The 19,006-nt window shown below is 71.9% G+C and carries 14 protein-coding genes and 3 tRNA genes; 8 read left to right on the top strand and 9 right to left on the bottom strand.

From position 1 onward, the window contains the following. Nucleotides 1-38: 38 nt before the first annotated feature. The 5 genes from MANAM107_RS07465 to MANAM107_RS07445 form a co-directional block, all read right to left on the bottom strand. Nucleotides 39-980, bottom strand: a complete 942-nt coding sequence (locus MANAM107_RS07465; RefSeq protein ID WP_373314038.1) for an EamA family transporter — start codon at nucleotides 978-980, stop codon at nucleotides 39-41. Nucleotides 981-1,191: 211 nt separating this feature from the next. Next, the gene (locus MANAM107_RS07460) at nucleotides 1,192-2,217 is read right to left on the bottom strand and encodes an AEC family transporter (protein WP_223906900.1); all 1,026 of its coding nucleotides are present in this window, start codon (nucleotides 2,215-2,217) and stop codon (nucleotides 1,192-1,194) included. A 172-nt stretch (nucleotides 2,218-2,389) separates the two neighbouring features. Next, the gene (locus MANAM107_RS07455) at nucleotides 2,390-3,340 is read right to left on the bottom strand and encodes an endonuclease/exonuclease/phosphatase family protein (RefSeq protein ID WP_223906897.1); all 951 of its coding nucleotides are present in this window, start codon (nucleotides 3,338-3,340) and stop codon (nucleotides 2,390-2,392) included. A 15-nt stretch (nucleotides 3,341-3,355) separates the two neighbouring features. After that, on the bottom strand, nucleotides 3,356-3,799 hold the full coding sequence (gene msrB / locus MANAM107_RS07450; protein ID WP_223906894.1) for a peptide-methionine (R)-S-oxide reductase MsrB: 444 nt from the start codon (nucleotides 3,797-3,799) through the stop codon (nucleotides 3,356-3,358). Between the two features lie 146 nt (nucleotides 3,800-3,945). Next, nucleotides 3,946-5,355 carry a mechanosensitive ion channel family protein gene (locus MANAM107_RS07445; RefSeq protein WP_223906891.1) on the bottom strand — a complete coding sequence of 470 codons (1,410 nt, stop codon included), beginning with the start codon at nucleotides 5,353-5,355 and terminating at the stop codon, nucleotides 3,946-3,948. 142 nt (nucleotides 5,356-5,497) lie between these two features. Between MANAM107_RS07445 and MANAM107_RS07440 the strand changes: the two genes are divergently transcribed. After that, entirely contained in the window at nucleotides 5,498-5,827 is a 330-nt protein-coding gene (locus tag MANAM107_RS07440) for a PadR family transcriptional regulator (protein WP_223906888.1), read from the top strand. After that, entirely contained in the window at nucleotides 5,827-6,915 is a 1,089-nt protein-coding gene (locus MANAM107_RS07435) for a permease prefix domain 1-containing protein (protein WP_223906886.1), read from the top strand. Before MANAM107_RS07440 ends, MANAM107_RS07435 begins: the two co-directional genes overlap by 1 nt. 90 nt (nucleotides 6,916-7,005) lie before the next feature. Here MANAM107_RS07435 and MANAM107_RS07430 read toward each other — a convergent pair. The 3 genes from MANAM107_RS07430 to MANAM107_RS07420 form a co-directional block, all read right to left on the bottom strand. Continuing rightward, nucleotides 7,006-7,078: transfer RNA gene (locus tag MANAM107_RS07430), tRNA-Phe, on the bottom strand. 48 nt (nucleotides 7,079-7,126) lie between these two features. Then, a tRNA-Asp gene (locus MANAM107_RS07425) sits at nucleotides 7,127-7,200 on the bottom strand. Between the two features lie 28 nt (nucleotides 7,201-7,228). After that, a tRNA-Glu gene (locus MANAM107_RS07420) sits at nucleotides 7,229-7,301 on the bottom strand. A gap of 214 nt (nucleotides 7,302-7,515) precedes the next feature. Between MANAM107_RS07420 and MANAM107_RS07415 the strand changes: the two genes are divergently transcribed. Both MANAM107_RS07415 and MANAM107_RS07410 read left to right on the top strand, forming a co-directional pair. Next, nucleotides 7,516-7,905, top strand: a complete 390-nt coding sequence (locus MANAM107_RS07415; RefSeq protein WP_373314087.1) for a metallopeptidase family protein — start codon at nucleotides 7,516-7,518, stop codon at nucleotides 7,903-7,905. Between the two features lie 95 nt (nucleotides 7,906-8,000). Then, a complete protein-coding gene (locus MANAM107_RS07410) occupies nucleotides 8,001-9,353 on the top strand; it encodes a glycoside hydrolase family 3 N-terminal domain-containing protein (RefSeq protein WP_308443616.1) in 1,353 nt (450 codons plus the stop codon). A 35-nt stretch (nucleotides 9,354-9,388) separates the two neighbouring features. On the opposite strand, the gene MANAM107_RS07405 is transcribed toward MANAM107_RS07410, so the two are convergent. Next, nucleotides 9,389-11,251 carry a variant leucine-rich repeat-containing protein gene (locus MANAM107_RS07405; protein ID WP_223906881.1) on the bottom strand — a complete coding sequence of 621 codons (1,863 nt, stop codon included), beginning with the start codon at nucleotides 11,249-11,251 and terminating at the stop codon, nucleotides 9,389-9,391. Nucleotides 11,252-11,685: 434 nt separating this feature from the next. Between MANAM107_RS07405 and MANAM107_RS07400 the strand changes: the two genes are divergently transcribed. From MANAM107_RS07400 to MANAM107_RS07385, 4 genes are all read left to right on the top strand, one after another. Then, nucleotides 11,686-12,552 (top strand): ABC transporter ATP-binding protein, encoded by an 867-nt coding sequence (locus MANAM107_RS07400; protein WP_223906878.1) that lies wholly within the window; start codon nucleotides 11,686-11,688, stop codon nucleotides 12,550-12,552. Nucleotides 12,553-12,555: 3 nt separating this feature from the next. Continuing rightward, nucleotides 12,556-15,147 (top strand): ABC transporter permease, encoded by a 2,592-nt coding sequence (locus tag MANAM107_RS07395; RefSeq protein ID WP_223906875.1) that lies wholly within the window; start codon nucleotides 12,556-12,558, stop codon nucleotides 15,145-15,147. Nucleotides 15,148-15,223: 76 nt separating this feature from the next. Then, nucleotides 15,224-17,158, top strand: a complete 1,935-nt coding sequence (locus MANAM107_RS07390) for an ABC transporter transmembrane domain-containing protein (RefSeq protein ID WP_223906873.1) — start codon at nucleotides 15,224-15,226, stop codon at nucleotides 17,156-17,158. Further along, the gene (locus MANAM107_RS07385) at nucleotides 17,158-18,894 is read left to right on the top strand and encodes an ABC transporter ATP-binding protein (RefSeq protein ID WP_223906870.1); all 1,737 of its coding nucleotides are present in this window, start codon (nucleotides 17,158-17,160) and stop codon (nucleotides 18,892-18,894) included. Before MANAM107_RS07390 ends, MANAM107_RS07385 begins: the two co-directional genes overlap by 1 nt. Nucleotides 18,895-19,006 lie beyond the last annotated feature (112 nt).

The raw sequence follows: 19,006 nt of genomic DNA, 5'->3' as shown, positions 1-19,006 counted from the left end.
CGGGCCACCGGTTCGGGGCACCGGCTCACGCCGTTGGCTCAGGCCCTCGGCGCGCGCCCGGCGAGGGCCACCGCGGCCGAGATGAGCACCAGGCCGATCACCTCCCCGGCATTGGGCAGCTGGCGCAGCATGACCATGCCGACCAGCAGCGAGGTGGCCGGCATGAGGGAGGACAGCAGGGAGAAGGCGTCGGCGCGCAGACGGCGCATAGTGACCTGGTCCAGGGCGTAGGGCACGACGGTGGACATCACCGCCACGCCCACGACCGCCAGGAGCGTGCCGGTGCTGCTCACGGCGCGCAGGGCCGTGGGGGCGGCCATCGGCAGGTAGGCCAGGCTCCCGGCGACGGCGGCCACGGCCAGGCCGTCGATGCCCGCGCCGACAGCGGCCACCACGCGGCCCAGGAGGATGTAGCCGGCCCAGGCGCCCCCGGCGGCCAGGGCCAGGATCATCCCCAGCCGCTGCCCGGGGTCGGCCAGGTCCAGGCCGAGGCCGGAGATGGAGACCACTCCCGCCAGGGCCAGGACGGCGGCCACGCGCGGCATCCAGCCACGGCCGGTGATGAGGGCGACTGCCACGGGCCCCAGGAACTCCAGGGAGACGGCGGTGCCCAGCGGGAGGTGGTCGATGGAGGCGTAGAACAGGACATTCATCGTGGCCATGGCGATGCCGAAGGCGGCGCTCAGCGCCAGCTCGCGGGCCGCCCAGTCCCGCCGCCAGGGGCGCCTCCAGGCCAGGAGCACCAGGGCCCCGATGGTCACCCGCCACCAGGCGACCGTGGTGGAGGGCATGAGGGCGAACAGGGCGACGGCGAAGCCCGCACCCACGTAGGTGGACAGGCCCGCGCACATGAAGATGAGCGGCGCCGGGATGGCCGTGATGAGGCTGATGGGGCGCCCGCCCGATCGCAGGCGGGCACGGCCAGCCGGGGGCCTGGCCGCGGTGGGGGCGTGATCGGAGTCGGGGGGCAGGTCGGCCACCGCCCTATTGTGGCGCACATCGTCAGCCGCCCCCGAACCGGTCCTGCGACGGCGATCCGCGCCATGACGCCGTCGAGCCGCGCGGGCGGGATCCGAAGATGTGCAACGGGAGCCGCGTTGCACATCTTCGGCCTCGGCGGCAACGAGAACATGCGGAAAACCCGCCCTCAGCCTGGCCGAGGCGGCCTGAAGATGTGCAACGGCAGGGGGCTCAGCCCAGCACGGCGGCGGCCACCAGGACGACGGGGATGAAGCCGGCGGTGGTCACCAGGATGGTGTCGCGGGCCAGGTCCTTGGCGGCGCCGTAGCGGGAGGCGTACATGAAGACGTTCTGCGCCGTGGGCAGGCAGGCCACCACCACGGGGATGAGCAGCTCGCTGCCGCCCAGCCCCAGCGCCAGCCCCAGGAGCAGGGCCAGGGCGGGCATGACCAGCAGCTTCCAGACCACGGCCCACCACAGCGCACCCCGGCCGGAACCCGCCCGATGGGGCAGCCCCGGCCCCGCGGGCCCCGCGCCCGGCCCGTCCTCCTGCGGCCCGACGGATCGGCCGGCGCGTAGGGGGCGCGGGGCGCTGGCCAGGCTCACCCCCAGCGCGAGCATCATCAGGGGGACGGCCACCGCCCCGAGCATCTCCAGGACCTGGGAGACGATCCGGGCGAGCCCCTGGGCCGTCCCGTCGAGCGCGGAGGGATCCCACCCGGCGAGGTTGAGGACCACCCCGGCCACCACCGCCCACAGCAGCGGGTTGCGCAGGGGCGCGGTGAGGGTGGCGAAGCGGGAGGGGCTGCCGCGGCGGGTGGCGGCGTCGAGCACGGTGAAGGTGACGGGGGTGATGATGAGGAGCTGGAGGAGCAGAATGGGGGCGATCGGGGTGGCATCGCCCAGGATCAGGATGGTCACGGGGATCCCCAGATTGGCGGCGTTGACATACCCCGAGGAGATGGCGGCCACCGTGGCCTCAGCCCGGGAGCGGACCAGGACGAGGCGGTGCAGGAGCCAGGCGGTGAGGATGGCGATCAGCTCGGCGGCCACCGCTGCGGCGGTCGTGGCCGAGACCGCGGTGTGGAGATCGGCGCGGCTGAGGGTCAGCACGAGCAGCGCGGGGGTGGCGGCGAAGAAGCACACCCGGGTCAGAACGCTGTCGGCGTCGCGCGGCAGGGCGCCACTGCGCGCCAGGAGCCAGCCCAGGGCGATGGCCAGGCCGAAGACGGCCAGGCCCCCGAGGACCTCAGCCATGCACCCCTCCCCCGGCGCCGCGGCACCGGGGCCGGCTCCTCGGCGCCGGCCTGCTCATCGGAGTCCGTCGGCCCGCACGGGGCCGGCTGCGGGACCGGCCGCGGGGCGGTCCGCCGTGTCCATCGGGATGCGCGGGCGGGGCCGGGCCCCGGCGGCCCTCACCCGGGGCTCCTCATCGCACGGGCTCCAGATCCACCCAGGTCCCCACGTGATCGGAGACGACGAAGGTCCGCGTCCCCCAGTCCGTGGCGCGCAGGAGAGTGCGCGAGGCGGCGGCCTCGGTGGGACTGAGGGGACGGCCTGTGGCGTCGACCGGCCAGGGGTCGGTGAGCAGGTGGTCGATGCGGTGGGCGGGTGCGGCGGCGGGGAAGGTGGGGCCCTGCCCCAGTGCCCGGCCGATGCCCAGCGCGGCCAGGTGCTCCTCGCGCAGGTTGTAGTCGCCGATGAGCAGGTGGGGGCCCGGCAGCTCGGAGAGGTGGCGCCAGGCGGCGGCCAGCTGCTTGGCGGCGGTATCGCCGCGCGTGGCCAGGTGGGTGGAGGCGGCGCTGAGGCGGGTGCCGTCGGGCAGGGTGATGACGGCGGTGACCATGACCCGGTTGGAGGCGGTGAACACCTTGTAGGAGCGCGGATCCCAGGCGTTCTTGCCGCGGCGCACCCAGGACGAGGGGCCCCGGCCCAGGCGCAGATCGCCCCAGGCCTCCACCGGGTGGCGCGAGAGCAGGGCGTTGCCGTAGCCGATCGGCCCGGCTCCGACGGTGGCCCGCAGGAGCCCCAGGGGGTCGTGGCGGGCCGCGGTCAGCTCCGCGCGCAGGGGCCGGCGTCGCAGGCCCACCGCCGGGCCCGCGTAGGAGGCGGCGAAGCGGTGGAAGGACATGTCCAGCGCCCTGGCCAGGAAGGCGGCCTGGTCCAGCCGCCCGGAGCGGGGCTGACCCAGGTCCACCTCCTGGAGGGCCACGACGTCGGGGGCCAGTTCGGCGATCTGCTCGGCCAGGGCCTCCATGACGGTGCGGGCAGTGGCCGGCGAGGTGATATCCGCCTTGGCCAGGGAGCCGGTGGCGGCACTGCCGTCGCCGGCTCCCACTCCGGGCAGCCCGTGCTGCAGGTTGAGGCTCAGGACGCGCATCGCGATCGGTCCCCTTTACTGCGCCCGGATGCCGGTGGCGCCGTCGGCCGGCCCCTCGGCGTCGAAGGTCAGGCTCACGGAGTTCATGCAGTAGCGCTGGCCGGTGGGGGTGGAGGGGGCGTCGTCGAAGACGTGCCCCAGGTGGGAGTCGCAGGTGGCGCAGCGCACCTCGGTGCGCACCATGCCGTGGGAGGTGTCCGAGAGCAGCCTCACGGCGGTGGAGTCCTTGGGGTCGTAGAAGGAGGGCCAGCCGCAGTGGGAGTCGAACTTGGTGGTGGAGCGGAAGAGCTCGGAGCCGCAGCCCCGGCACCGGTAGATGCCCTCGCGGCGCTCATCGAGGAGCTCTCCGGTGAAGGGGCGCTCGGTTCCGGCCTCGCGCAGGACGTGGTACTCCAGGGGGGTCAGGGCGGCGCGCCACTGGGCGTCGGTGCGGGCGGCGGCCGCTGGGTCGATCGTCATGGGGCTATGGTGGCGCGGCGGCCGCTCCGACGCGAAGCCCGTTCACGCACCGGGAACTCCCAACTTTCGACAATTTGCATGAGATCGTACTTTTCCAGGCCCGGAGAAGTACGATCTCATGCAAATTGTCGAAAAGAAGGGTGGGGTCAGCGCGGGCCCAGGCCGCCCCGGCGGGCACGGCGCAGCAGGGAGCGCCCCTTGGACACGGCGCGCAGATGCGCCGGCAGGGCGGGCCGCTCCTCCGGGCCGGATGCCCCGGTCTCCCCGGACTCCTCCCCCTCATCATCAGGGCCGGCCTCCGAGCGCTGGCGGGCGATGAGCTCCTCGGCCATGCGGGCCACCTGCTCGGGCTCGGGATCATGGGTGACCTCCACCTGCTCGACCTCCACGCGGGTGCGCGGCAGGGCGTAGGGGGCCTCACGCTGGAGCCAGGTGACGAGACCCTCCCTCACATGGGTCTTGAGCGCCCCGACATCACCGGGGTCCTTGCCGGACAGGGAGATTCTCACCGACAGGGTGCCGCCCACCGCGTCGGCGACCTCCAGACTGGCCTGACGCCCATCCCAGATGGTCGAGGCGGCCACGATGCGGGCCAACTCGACCCGCAGGGCGGCGATGGGGGCGCGCCAGTCCAGCTCCAGGTCCAGGGTGCCGATCACCTGGGTACCGCCACGTGACCAGTTCTCGAAGGCGTTCTCGGTGAAGTAGCTGGAGGGCAGGACGATGCGCCTCTCATCCCCGGTGCGCAGGACGACGTAGGCCAGGGTGATCTCCTCGATGGTGCCCTGCTCGGTACCGGCCACCACGACATCACCCACGCGGATGGCATCGGTGGTGGCCAGCTGGACCCCGGCGAAGACATTGCTCAGGGTGGAGCGCGCGGCCAGACCGGCGATGACCGAGACCAGACCCGCGGAGGCGAAGAGGGAGCCCATGGCCACATACGCACCGGGGAAGGTCATGATGGCCCCCACCAGCCCGAGCGCGATGACAATGACCTCCACCACGCGGCGCAGGATCTGGGCCTGGGTGGTCACCCGGTTGGAGCGCCCGACGTCGCTGGAGGAGCGCATGGTCTTGACCACGGTGGTCTCCAGCGCGCGGGTAGTGCTGGCCGCCAGCCAGGTAGCCGCCAGGATGACGGCGATGAGCAGCGTGTGCAGGACGATCTGGTGGGTGGAGTTGCGCTCCTGGCCCATGACGGCCACCTGGGCGCCGCCGTAGGCGCCGGTCAGCGCCCCCGCGACGTAGCCGGCGGTGCGCCCGAAGCGGGCGAGCTCGGCGTAGAGCAGGCGCCGCCCGCCCATGGCGCGCAGGATGCGCAGGACCACGAAGACCACGGCCAGGCCGATGAGCGCTCCCAGACCGGCCTTCCAGGCGATGGTCAGCAGGTCGACGGTGGTCTCCTGGATGACCTCCACGGTCTCGGTGACATTGAGGGTGGGGGTCGACGAGGGGTCCACCTCCCCGGGGCTCCCGGAGGGGGTGGGGGTGGGCGTGGGCGTTGAGGAGGGGGAGGCGGAGCCGTCGGGCGTGGCGGTGGCGGCGCGGAGCATGGGCCCACAGTAGGCGGGGCGCCTGTGCCCGCACTGTGGGTTGGCGCGCCCCACCGTCGACGACGAGGCTCACCACTCGATGTACTACGCCTGCCGTAGTATGCTAGGTGAACCATCCATCGAGCCACGGGCAGGAGGGGCGATGATCAGCGCAGATGCCATTCGCGGATACGTCGACCTCATCGTCCTGTCCCTGCTCCACCAGCGCCCCTCCTACGCCTACGAGCTGGCCAGGACCATCACGCAGGAGTCGGCGGGCCAGTACACGATCAAGCAGACCACCCTCTACACCGCCCTCAAGCGGCTCGAGGCGGCGGGCCTGGTGGACTCCTTCACCGACGTCTCCGCCTCCGGCAAGTCCCGCACCTACTACCGCCTCACCGCCCCGGGAGCCGCGCACCTGAGCGCCAAGCTCCAGGAGTGGGAGCGCACCAAGGATCTCATCGACCACTTCGCCAAAGGACACTCCTGATGGACACCCTCGACTCCTTCCTGGACACCATGTTCGCCCCCTACCCCGCCTCCGAGCGCCTCCAAGCGGCCAAGACCGAGCTGCGGGCGATGATGGAGGACGCCTACAACGACGCCCTGGCCTCCGGTCGCACCCGCAATGAGGCGATCGGCCAGGTCATCACGGACTTCGGCAATCTGGAGGAGCTCGCCCCCGTCCTGGGGATCACCGCCGAGCTGCGAGCCGACGACGGCGCCCGCCCCGCCGAGCCGCCGGCGGACCCGGCCTACCCCACCGTCACGCTCCCCCAGGCCCAGGCCCTGGCCACGGCCCGCCGGAGCACCGCCTCGGCCCTGGGGCACGCCGCCAGTGCCTTCGTGGTGTCGCCCGCAGTGCTCATCGCCCTGACCGACCTGGCCGGCAGCGGTCGGATCGCCATGGGCGAGCCGGTGGCCAACGTCATCGGATTGACCTTCACCCTCACCCTGGTGGCCCTCGGGGCGGTCATGCTCGTGCGCCGCCGGCCGACCTTCGACGGCGTGCGCCACCTCATCGAGGGGCGCTTCACCCGCGACCCCATCGTCTCGGCCTGGGCGGCGCGCGAGCGCCAGAACCATGAGCAGGAGCGCTCCCGGAAGCTCGCCATCGCCGTCTTCCTGTGGACGATGTCCGCCCTGCCTCCACTGGCCAGCAGCCTGCTGACCTCGGGGTCGCGGGAAGGCAGCAGCGGCATGGGCGGGGTGGCCACGGCAATGACCCTGCTCCTCATCGCCACCGGGCTGCAAATCTACCTGCCCGCCACCTGGGCCTCCTCCACCTACAGCACCCTGACCACTCAGGGGCGCCCCGCCTCCAGAGGGGCCGACGGCCCCTCCTGGTCGGAGGGGCAGGGGGACCATGCGGATAGGGACCTGCTGCTCACCCTGGTATCGAGCATCTTCTGGCCCGCCTGCGTCATCATCTACCTGCTGTGGAGCTTCTTGGGGGACAGCTGGGACCGCTCCTGGATCGTGTGGCCCGTGGCCGGGCTGGCCTTCGGCGCCTTCGCCGCGGCGCGCTCCGCCTGGCGCCAGCAGCGCCGCTCCGCGGCGACCCCCGAGGCCCACTGAGCCGGTCTCCCCGGACGATCGTCAGCGGGCCGGGCAGAGCGCCAGACAGAGCGAAGGCCCGGATCCTTGTGGGATCCGGGCCTATCGCAGTGGCTCCGACCGGCGTCGATCCGGTGACCTTTCGATTTTCAGTCGAACGCTCTACCAACTGAGCTACAGAGCCTCGGGATGGATTCGGTCCGATCATTCCTGATCGGACCGACTCGCTCCGCGACCTCGACGGGACTTGAACCCGCGACCTCCGCCGTGACAGGGCGGCGCGCTAACCAACTGCGCCACGAGGCCATGAATGGCATTCACTTGCACGAATCCGTACCCCCAACGGGATTCGAACCCGTGCTACCGCCGTGAAAGGGCGGGGTCCTAGGCCGCTAGACGATGGGGGCCCTGGGGCCTTGGCGTCGTCGCGCCTCGAACCGGGTAGAACACTAAGGGCCGCATCTTCCCCGGCGCAAATCCCTGGCGCGTGAGCCTTAGCACAGCACGCTTCGCCGCGCCTGAGGGTCGCCCGAGCCACCGCCGGCCGGCGCCCCGCCTGCAGGCCCTGCGCCGTGGCAGGCTGTACCCATGACTCGATCCCCCGCGGCGCCACCCGATCCCATGCCCGTGCCCGGCATGTCCGAGGAGGACTTCGAGCAGGCCGTGGGTGATGCCCTGGACCGGATCCCACCGGACCTGGCCGAGGCCATGGACAACGTCGTCGTGCTCATCCAGGACGAGCCGGACCCCGACATGCTGCGCCCCGAGGACTACGACGAGGCGGGCCTCCCCACGCTCCTGGGGCTCTACGACGGCACGCCCCTGACCGAGCGCGACGAGGGCTGGTCCATGGTCCTGCCCGACCGGATCCTCATCTTCCGCGGACCCCTCCAGCGCTGGTGCACCACGCGCGAGGAGCTGGTCGAGGAGATCGCCGTGACCGTCATCCACGAGGTCGCCCACCACTTCGGCATCGACGACGAGCGGCTTCACGAGCTGGGCTGGGCCTAGCTGATCAGCCCGCCCCGCCGGCGCCACCCCTGACGCCCACGCCGCCCACGCCGTCAAGGGCCGCCCCACGGCACCGATGCCCTATGGTCGTGACCATGAGTGAGGAGCGCGACCCCAGCATGCCGGAGGCGGCCGCCGTCCCCAACTCCGCGGGCCCTACGGGGCCGACGGGCCCCGGGACCACCCGGAACCCCGCGACACCCGGGGCCTACGGCCATCTGCACGCAGGACGCCGGCCCGTCATCATGACCGCACTCCTGGGCGCTGCGGCCCTGGCCGGCTGCGGCGCCCAGGAGGCCTCATCGGGCTCACCGCAGGCCTCCTCCCGGCCGGCCCCTGCCACCGCCCCGCCCTCCCAGGCCGGAGCCTCCCCCTCCGAGGCCCCCGGCTCCGCTGCGCCGTCGGCGACGGACTCCTCCTCCCCCGATCCTTTAGAGGGCTGGAGCCTGGAGGAGAAGGTCGGCCAGCTCATCATGGTGGGCGTGGAGGCGGACGCACCCTCCCCACTGGCCTCAGCGGCCATCACCGACCACCACGTCGGCGGCCTCTTCATCGCCGGGCGCACCCAGGCCGGCAGCCAGGCCATCAGCGCCCTCGTCGGCTCACTGACCGGCCCGGCCTCGACCACCGGCGACAGGCCGCCGCTGCTGGTGGCCACCGACCAGGAGGGCGGCCAGGTCCAGGTGCTCTCAGGCCCGGGCTTCTCACCCATCCCCTCCGCCGAGCAGCAGGCGGTACTGCCCACTGACCAGCTGCTGGCCTCGGCCCGCACCTGGGGGCAGGAGCTGGCGGCCTGCGGGGTGACGATGAACCTGGCGCCGGCGGCCGACCTGGTCGACGTCGTGGATCCGGCCTCCAATGAGCCCATCGGTCGGTGGGGGCGCCATTACGGCCGGGACGCCGCCTCTGTCAGCGCCCAGGCCATGGCCTTCGCCCAGGGGATGGGCGAGGCCGGGGTCCTCGCCGTCTACAAGCACTTCCCCGGCCTGGGGCGGGTGGTGGAGAACACCGACACCACGGCGGGCGTGACCGACACGACCACCTCCCGCTCGGGGGACGCCGCCGTCTCGGTCTTCGCCAGCGCCATCAGTGGTGGCGCCCAGGTGATCATGATGTCCTCGGCCACCTACACGCTTATCGACGCCTCGGCGCCCGCGGTCTTCTCACCGACGATCGTCACCGACATGCTGCGGGGCGACATGGGCTTCACCGGGGTGATCATGACCGACGACGCCTCCACCGCCGTCCAGCTCCAGCAGTGGGAGCCGGGCGAGCGGGCGGTGCGCGCCGTGCGGGCGGGCTGCGACCTGGTGCTGGCCTCGGCCGACGCGAGTACGGCTGCACCCATGGCGCAGGCCCTGGTGGCGGCGGCGCAGGCCGACCCCTCCCTGGCGGCGCGCGTCGATGAGTCGGCGCGCCGCATCCTGGCGCTCAAGAACTCCCAGTAGACGGGCCCGCCGCGGCTCGCCTCAGCGGGAGGTGCTCAGCGGGACTTGATGGTGCCATCGGGCGGCCCGGTGGTGTCCATCTTCTTGGCCAGGCAGTGGTCGTTGGAGTAGCCCTGGGCGTCGCACCAGGCATTGGCCTCATCCGCGCTGGAGTAGGGGATGCCGGCCAGCGTCACCCACCAGCCCTCGCCGGGCTCGAAGACCGGCCACTCGTCGCTGTCGACGAGCACCGCGGTGCCGTACCGCTGGCGCAGCGCCAGGAACTCCGCCAGCGCGGAGCGCGCATCCCAGGTCTGCCCCTCGGCGACCAGACCGGGCCGCTTCGAGGAGAGTTGAGGAGTCCATTTGCCCACCAGGGAGCTGCGGACGCCGGAGCGGCCCTGCTCGATGTACCAGTTCAGGGCCGCCGAGGCGGCGGCGTCCTCACCGGAGGTGTCGGTGCTGGTCTCCGCGGCGCTCACCAGGCCGGGACTGACCAGGCCCTGGGATCCCAGGGTGGTGGGGGAGGGCCGGCTGATGAGCACCTTGCCCGTCATGGTCTCCACGCCCTGCCCGCCACTGCCGGACGGGGCGAGATCAGCCGCCGTGCGGAAGTAGTGGCCCGATCCATAGGCCAGGTCGAGCGCGGCCCCCTCGGCGGGGATGATGAGGGGCGTGCGGGAGAAGTCGAACTCCCCGGAGGCGACAACGGCGTCGGCCAGGCCCCCGCCGCCAGCGCTCGAGGGCCCGTACAGGTTGATCCGAACCGCTGAGCCGTCCAGGAAATCGCCCTGTGCGCAGGGGCTGGTGACCTTGACCCGGGCGGTCAGGCCTCCCTGCTCATCCGTGACGGACATCACCTGGACTGCGGGGGCGGTCTCGCACGAGGTCAGGGGGCCCGTGCTCGTGGCCGAGGGGATGCCGCCCGCGGCGTCGGCGCCTGCCGCCTCGCCGGCGTCGGCACCGGAGGCTTCCTGGCCTCCGGCCTCGCTCTCAGAGCCCTTGCCCGACAGGTGGGTCCCCAGGAGCACCCCGCCGCCACCGATGATGATGACCAGGAGCAGCACGATGATGCCCACCAGGAGCCGGGTGGTGGTGGAGCGCCGAGGCTGCTGCGTCTGAGGCTGGGCCTGGTACGGTACCGGGGCCTGGTAGGAGGGAGCGTAGACGCTTCCCGAGACGGCCAGATCGGAGGCCTCGTAGGCCTCGGGCGCAGCACTGGGGGTCTCGGCCCACGCGGCGATGTCCTCGGCCGACGGCGGAGGCGCAGGAAAACCGATCGTCTCCGGGGAGTCCGCCCGCACGGCGTCGTCCCCGCCGTATTCGGCGTCCTCGGTATCGTCCTGCGCGGCCCCATCCTCGCCGTCATTGTCGACGTCGAGCCCACCATCATCGGGCTCATCACCCGGGTCGGCGTCATCCGACTCAGCCGCGCCCACAGCCTCGGGACCGCCGCTCCCCGCGGCGTCCCCGGCCTCCTCGGCGTCATCCTGCGCGACGTCATCCTCGCCGTCTTCAGCGTCCTCGGTCTCCTCGACGTCGCCCACAGCCTCGGGATCGCCGCTCTCCGCGGCGTCCCCGGCCTCCTCGGCGTCGTCCCCGCCGTCTTCAGCGTCCCCGGCCTCCTCGGCGTCGTCCCCGCCGTCTTCGGCGTCCTCGGCGTCGTCCTGCGCGGCGTCATCCTCGCCATCCTCGGCGCCCTCATCCGCATCCCCGCGGGCCGACCCCGGCGACGACCCCACCCCCTGGGACTCCAACCAGGCGAGCAGATCGGGGTGGATGCCCGGATTCATCGCGAGCGCGGCCCACAGATCGGGCCGGTGGCGCGCGATGGCGGTGTGCAGGTCCTGGTCGGTCGTGTGCGCGGCGAGGGCCTGATCCGCCCGCGATGCCTCGATGATCAGGTGCAGGGGATCCATAGCGAAGACCTTCCTCAGACGTTGAAATCACAATGGAAGCGCAGACCCGTGACCTGCAACCACCGGGCCTGCACCCATCCTAGTCACCAACCTGTGACATCGATGAGGACTTCACCAGCCACTCTTCCCCACCCATCCACCGCACAGCCACCCCCGCTCTCCTTCGCAAGGACACCCCGGTTCCCTCCGCCAGGAGGAGTGACCCGCCCCACTACCATGAGAGAATTCCACTGCGACCAGCACCATCGACCGTTCCCACCCGACCGACGATACCTCACCCACGGCTACCCGAGCCCACCCGGCATCCACCCCCGTCAACCACGACCGCGACCAACCGCCCGGCACCCCCTGCCCACAGCGATCCCCCCACGGTGAGCAGCACGCGACACCGGGCCTGACGATCCACCCGGCCCATCACCCCAAGGAGGTTCCTCATGAATCCTGCATCCGCATCCCACCTACTCGCCTCCCACCGACCTGTTGAGGATCCCGTGGTACGGGCCCGAGGACTCACGAAGGTCTATGGACGCGGGTCGGGAGCCGTGGTGGCTCTCGATGCGGTCGATGTGGATATCGCCCGCGGCCGGTTGACCGCGGTGATGGGGCCCTCCGGATCGGGGAAGTCCACGCTGATGCACTGCCTGGCGGGCCTGGACTCGGTCACCAGCGGGCAGATCGTGCTCGATGGACTGGAGGTCTCAGGAATGAGCCAGCGCCGGCTGACCCGACTGCGCCGGGAGCGGATCGGCTTCATCTTCCAGTCCTTCAACCTCGTGCCGACCCTGACGGCGGCGGAGAACATCACGCTGCCCCTGGATATCGCCCGCGTGAAGGTGGACCGGGAGCGGTTCGATCAGGTGGTCGAGGCGGTGGGGCTGGCTGATCGGCTCTCGCACCGCCCGGCCGAGCTCTCCGGCGGCCAGGTCCAGCGCGTGGCATGCGCCCGGGCCCTGGTGGGATCGCCGTCGGTGGTCTTCGCCGATGAGCCCACGGGGAACCTGGACTCCCGCTCCACCGAGCAGGTGCTGGGGATCCTGCGCTCGAGCGTGGACCGCCTGGGGCAGTCGGTCGTCATGGTCACCCACGAGCCCGAGGCCGCGGCCTGGGCCGACACGGTGATCTTCCTGCGTGATGGGCAGGTGGTGGCCGAGCTGGCCGACCCCAGCGGTGAGCGGGTCCTCGACGCGCTGCGCGAGCTGGGCGGGGAGGCCCACTCCCGGGCCGCAGGCCCCTCGGCACCCGGGAGCCAGGGCCCCCGGGACGCCCAGGGCATCACCGCCGGCATGGACCAGGAGGTGTGAGTCGTGGGCAGAGTGGCCTGGCGCTCCATCCGCGCCCATGTCAAGCAGTTCATTCTCACCACCTTCGCCGTGGTGCTGGGGGTCGCCTTCCTCTCGGGCACCCTGGCACTGCGCGCAGTGATGTCGGAGACCTTCTCGGCCCTGACGGCCTCGACCTTCACCTCCGACCTCTACGTCACCGGCCAGCCGATCGCGCAGGACGACGACGCGGACTCCACCGGCCCGTCCCCCTCGGCGGGCACTGAGCCCATCGACGCCTCCCTGACCGAGGAGATCCGCCAGATCGAGGGGGTGGAGTCGGCACATCCGGTGGCCAGTACCCCCGTTGTCCTGGTGGGGGCCGACGACGCCCCCGTCACCTCCTCGGGCGCCCCCAGCCTGGTAGTGACCCTGTTCGACGGCGAATCGGGGATGACCTGGGTCCAGGGCCGCCGCCCCGAGGGCGATGCCGAGGTCGCCCTGGAGTCCGGGGCCCTGGAGCGCTCAGGGCTCAAGGTCGGGGACACCACGCATGTGGTCATCCAGGGCGAGCCCCGCCAGGTCACCGTCGTGGGGGAGCTCAGCTACGGCACCCCCCTGGCCGGGGCCACCATCATCGCCATGGACGGGGACTGGCTCATGCCCGTCATCGCACCCACCGGCCAGGTCTGGTCGATCTCGGTCAATGTGGCCCCTGGCGCCGATGCCTCCCGTGTGGAGGAGTCGATCACCCAGGCCCTGCCCGACACCGCACGAGTCCAGACCCGCGCCGAGATGATCAAGGACACCAATGCCTCCATCGAGAAGATCCTGGGGTTCGTGCAGACCTTCCTGCTGGTCTTCGTGGTGCTGGCGATGTTCGTGGGCTCCTTCATCATCATGAACTCCTTCGCCATGAGTGTGCGCCAGCGGGTCCGCGAGTTCGCCCTGCTGCGCGCCGTGGGGGCCTCCCCGGCCTCGGTCTTCGCCGTGGTCTTCCTCCAGGCCCTGGTCATCGGCCTGGTCGGCTCAGCCCTGGGCATCGCCGCCGGCGCCGTCCTGCTCAAGGCCCTGGTGGCCCTGCTGGAGGCCGCCGGCATGCCCCTGACCCAGGGGGTGCCCCTGACCGGCCCGATCATGGCCATCTCCATGATCGTGGGCGTGGCGGTGACCATCGTCGGGGCCCTGCTGCCGGCACGCGAGGCCGCCCTGACCCACCCGGTCGAGGCCATGCGCGCCACCGGCGGAGCCCGAGAGAAGTCCCTGGTGGCGCGCACCATCATCGGCTCCCTGCTGCTGGCCGCCGGGATCGCCGCGACCGCAGCGGCCTGGATCAACGCCGACCTGGACCAGCGCCGCCTCGTCCTGGGAATGGGGGCCGGGGCCATCATCATCGGCCTGCTCGTCGTCTCCCCGATCCTGGCCCGCCCCGTCGTCGGGCTCATCGGGCTGCCCCTGCGGGCCCTTCGCCCCTCCGGGCGCCTGGCCGCCCGCAGCATCACCCACAACCCCCGCCGCACCGCCAACACCTCCGGAGCCCTGCTCATCGGCATGGCCCTGGTCTGCGCCGGCGCCACCCTGGCCGCCTCGGTCAACACCTCCATCTCCGATGAGGTCAACACCTCCATGAAAGCCGACCTCCTCATTCAGGCGGCCTCCCCCTCGGCGGGCTTCTCCAGCAGGATCCCGGCCGAGATGGCCTCCGAGCTGGCGCAGATCGACGGCGTTGAGCAGACCTTCCCCCTGGCCCTCTACCAGGCCTCGGCCACCACGGAGCAGGGGCAGACCCCGAACGCATCCCTGGGGGTGGTCGACCCCGCCTCCTACACCGAGGCCTACGACGTCAAGATCGTCGAGGGCTCCTTCGAGAAGATGGACGCCACCCATGTGGCCGCCTTCAAGTCCACCGACCAGCAGGTGGGCGACACGGTCACCCTCACCGGCCCCAACGGGAGCGTCGAGGCCACCGTCGTCGCCGTCGTCGACCCCGTCGGGATCAGCGCCTCCTACTACGTCTCCCCGCAGCTCGCCTCGACCATCGGCACGTGGATGGCCCCGGGCGCCGCCACCGAGGCGGACCAGGTCCTGACCTCCCCGGCGAGCATGTTCCTGCGCGTGGCGGAGGGGACCGACATCGAGGATGTGCGCCGGCAGGCCCAGGACATCCTGGCCCCCACCTACCAGTACTCGGTGCGCGACGCCCAGGACATCTCCGATGCCGCCGGCCAGCAGGTCAATCGGACCCTGGCGATCCTCTACGGGCTGCTGGGGCTGTCCATCGCCATCGCCATCCTGGGCATCGTCAACACCCTGGTGCTCTCCGTGGCCGAGCGCACCCGCGAGATCGGCCTCATGCGGGCCGTGGGCATGGGCCGGGCCCAGCTCGCCGGCCAGATCATCAGCGAATCCGTCCTGACCGCCCTGTACGGGACCGTCCTGGGAGGAGCCACCGGCACCATCCTGGCCGCCGCCCTGCGCACCACCCTCCAGGACCAGGGCCTGACCACCCTGACCATCCCCTGGGCCCAACTGGCCGCCATGCTCCTGGTCTCCGTCGTCGTCGGCATCATCGCCGCCCTGTGGCCCGCCCTGCGCGCCTCGCGCCTGCCGGTCCTGGAGGCCATCGCCACCGAGTAGCGACCGCGCCGGTCGGCCCGGGCCGGCCCCAGCGCGGCAGGAGAAGCAGCGGAACCTGCACTAGCCTGAGCAGACCATGCCCTCCTCATCGCCATCCCGACCGCCTCTGATCGCCAGGATCCTGCCGTCCTTGCACAGCGCCCTGACGGCCGCACCCCAGGCGCCCCTGCCGCAGCCTCCCCTGACCGGCAGCGGGGCGCTGCTGGTGTGGCTGCTGCGCCGGGCCACCGTGCCGGTGGTCATCGCGACCGCGGCCGCCTGCATCTCCAACGTCATCCAGGCGGTGGTCCCCGCCTTCCTGGGCGCCGCCCTGGACGCCGGTATCGAGAACGGCCTCAACACCAGGATCTGGGAGATCTGCCTGACCCTGCTGGTGCTGTTCCTCCTCTACGCCGTGGGGGACACCATGCTGTCCTACTTCGGCGTCGTGGCCTGGATGCGCACCACCTTCGATGTCAGCCGGCTGGTGGGGCGCCAGGTCTCCATCACCGGAGCGGACCTGAACCGCCAGGCCTCCACCGGCGAGGTCGCCTCCATCATCGCCTCCGATGCCCAGTACATGGGCAACTTCGTCGAGCGGCTCCCGCAGTTCCTGGGGGCGGCGGTGTCCTTCGCCGCGGTGGCGGTGCTCATGCTGCGCACCTCGGTGCAGCTGGGGACCATCGTCATCATCGGCATGCCCCTGGTGGCCTGGATCGTCACCCTGGTCATCAAGCCCCTGCAGCGCCGTCAGGCCCACCAGCGCGAGGCCCAGTCCGAGGTCACCACCATCACCACCGACACCGTGGCCGGGCTGCGCATCCTGCGGGGCATCGGCGGGGAGGACGTCTTCGCCCGCCGCTACATGCAGGCCTCCCAGGAGCTCAGGCGCCGCGGGGTGGAGGTGGCCGGCACCCAGTCCATCCTCATGAGCCTCCAGGTGCTCCTGCCCGGGCTCTTCGTGGCCGTGGTGGTCTGGGTCGCCGCCCGGATCGCCCTGAGCGGGGGCATCACCCCCGGGGCGCTGGTGACCTTCTACGGATACACCGCCTACCTGTCCTGGCCCCTGTGGGTCTTCTCCAACTCCGTGCAGGACTACACGCGGGCCGTCGTCGGGGCCCGGAGGCTGGCCAGGCTCCTGAGGGTGACCCCCGCCGCGGGCACGGTCCGCGAGCGCCTGGACCTGGACCCCGCCCGGGCCTTCCCCGCCCGCGGGGACCTGGTGGACACCTCCACCGGCCTGCGCCTGGCCGAGGGGCGCATGACGGCCCTGGTGGCGCAGGACCCGCAGGTGGCGGCCGATGCGGCCACGCGCCTGGGCCGCTTCTCGGACGCCGGGCCCACGGTCGCCCTGGCCGGGCGGCCCCTGGCCAATATGCCCCTGGAGAAGGTGCGCGCCAGCATCGTGGTCTGCGGGGCCACGGCCCAGCTGTTCACCGGGACCCTGCGCGAGGCCCTGGATGTGCGCGGCGCCAGCGCCCCGGTGCCCGCGGATCTGGGGGCACTCATGCGCGCCGAGGCCGAGCGCGCCGGGGTGGCCGAGGTCGACCAGCAGGTCCGCACCCACCAGCGCCACGCCTCGGGGGACGACCGGCTCCTGGAGGCGATGGAGGTCGCCGACGCCGGTGATGTGCTCACCTCCCTGGATGAGGGGCTGGCGGGGATGATCACGGAGAAGGGCCGTTCGCTGTCCGGAGGCCAGCGCCAGCGGGTGGCGCTGGCCCGGGCCCTGATGACCGAGGCCCCCGCCCTGGTGCTCATCGAGCCGACCTCCGCCCTGGACTCCCACACCGAGTCGCGGGTGGCCAGGCGCTTGGCGCGGGCGCGCGCCGGGCGCACCACGGTGGTCGTCTCCTCCTCCCCGCTGGTGCTGGAGGCCTGCGACGAGGTGGTCCTGCTCGACGACGACGGCGCCCAGCGCGTGCGCTCCACCCACCGGGACCTGCTGGCCAAGGCCCACCTGGGCCTGCCCGAGGCGGTGGCCTACCGCACGGTGGTGGCGCGGGCCACTGGTGAGGAGGCCGAGTCCTGATGGCGCTGCCGCTCGCACCCGGCCGGGTCGCCCTGCACAAGACCCTGCGGATCATGGCCTCCTACCGCTGGCGCTTCGCGATGGTCCTGATCCTGCAGATCATGGCCGTCCTGGCCACCCTGGTGGCGCCACAGCTGCTGGGGCGCCTGGTGGCCAGGGCCTCCCAGGGACGGGCCACGATCGACTATGTCGACACGGTGGTCCTGATCATCATCGGGGTCACGATCGTGGGCGCAGTGATCAACCGCTACGCCCAGATGCATGCCCGATCCCTGGGCGAGGCGGTCTTCGCCGACCTGCGCGAGCGCATGATGAGCCGTGTGGTGCACCTGCCGCTCTCGGCGGTGGAGACCGCGGGCACCGGCGACCTGGTGGGCCGGACCACCAACGACGTCTCGCGTATCGACTTCCTCGTGCGGGTGGGGATCCCCCAGATCCTCGTGTGCGTGGTGACGATCACCTTCACGGTGGTCGCCGCCGTCCTGTCCGACCCGCTGCTGGCCTTGGCCCTGCTGCTCATCGTGCCCCCCGTGTGGGGGATGATGAGCTGGTACCTGCCGCGCTCGGTGCCCGCCTACCGGGCGCAGTCGGCGGCCTACGCCCGCCTCAATGGGGCGGTCTCCGAGACGGTGGAGCACGCCGAGACGGTGGACGCCCTGGGGATGGGCGCCCGGCGCGAGGCCGCGATCGGGGCCGCTATCAAGGAGGCGTGGTCCCTGGAGCGCTACACCGCGATGCTGCGGGTGCTCCTGTTCCTGGTGCTCGACGTCGCCTGGCGCGCCCCGGTGGTGGTGGTCCTGCTGTGGGGCGGGTTCCTGGCCTCCCGCGGCTACGCCACGCTGGGGGCGATCACGACGGTGGCCCTGTACGCCATGGAGCTGCGCAAGCCGGTGGGCCAGCTGATGTTCTGGATCGACCAGGTGCAGGTGGCCCAGGCCTCCCTCTCGCGCATCCTGGGCGTGGAGGAGGTCGAGGCCGACCGCTCCCCCACCGGGCAGGTGCCCCAGGGCACTCGGATGGTGCTGCGCGATGTGCGCTTCGCCTACCGCGAGGGCGTGGAGGTGCTTCACGGCGTCGACCTGGAGCTGGTGCCCGGCGAGAGGCTGGCGGTGGTGGGCCCCTCGGGCTCGGGCAAGTCCACCCTGGGGCGGATGCTGGCGGGCATCAACCCGCCGACCTCGGGCAGCGTGACCGTGGGCGGGGTGAGGCTGACGGATCTGAGCGAGGAGGAGCTGCGGCGGCATGTGGCCCTGGTGACTCAGGAGCATCATGTCTTCGTGGGCTCGATCGCCGACAACGTGCGCCTGGGTCGCCCCGATGCCGATGATGCGATGATCCGCCAGGCCCTGGAGGCCATCGGGGCCGATGCCTGGGTCGATGAGCTGGCCTCGGGCATGGACACGATGGTGGGCTCGGGGCACCTGGGGCTGAGCCCCGCCCAGGCCCAGGAGGTGGCGCTGGCCCGCCTGGTGCTGCTCGATCCGCACACCCTCATCCTGGATGAGGCGACCTCCCTGCTCGATCCGCGTGCGGCCCGGACCCTGGAGCAGACCCTGTCCACGGTCCTGGCCGGCCGCACGGTGGTGGAGGTGGCCCACCGCCTCTACACCGCCCAGGATGCCGACCGGGTGGCGGTGGTCATGGATGGGCGCATCGTCGAGCTGGGGACCCATGAGGAGCTGGTGGCCCTGGGCGGGGAGTATGCGAGCCTGTGGGAGGCCTGGAGCCGCGAGTAACCCCTTCCTTTCGACAATTTGCATGAGATCGGCTTTTTCCGGGCCTGGAAAAGTACGATCTCATGCAAATTGTCGAAAATTGGGAGGGCGTGGGGAGGGGAGTCCTCCCCAT

Source organism: Actinomyces capricornis (assembly GCF_019974135.1).
Taxonomy (GTDB): Bacteria; Actinomycetota; Actinomycetes; order Actinomycetales; family Actinomycetaceae; genus Actinomyces; species Actinomyces capricornis.
This window is presented reverse-complemented; position numbering and strand designations above follow the sequence as displayed.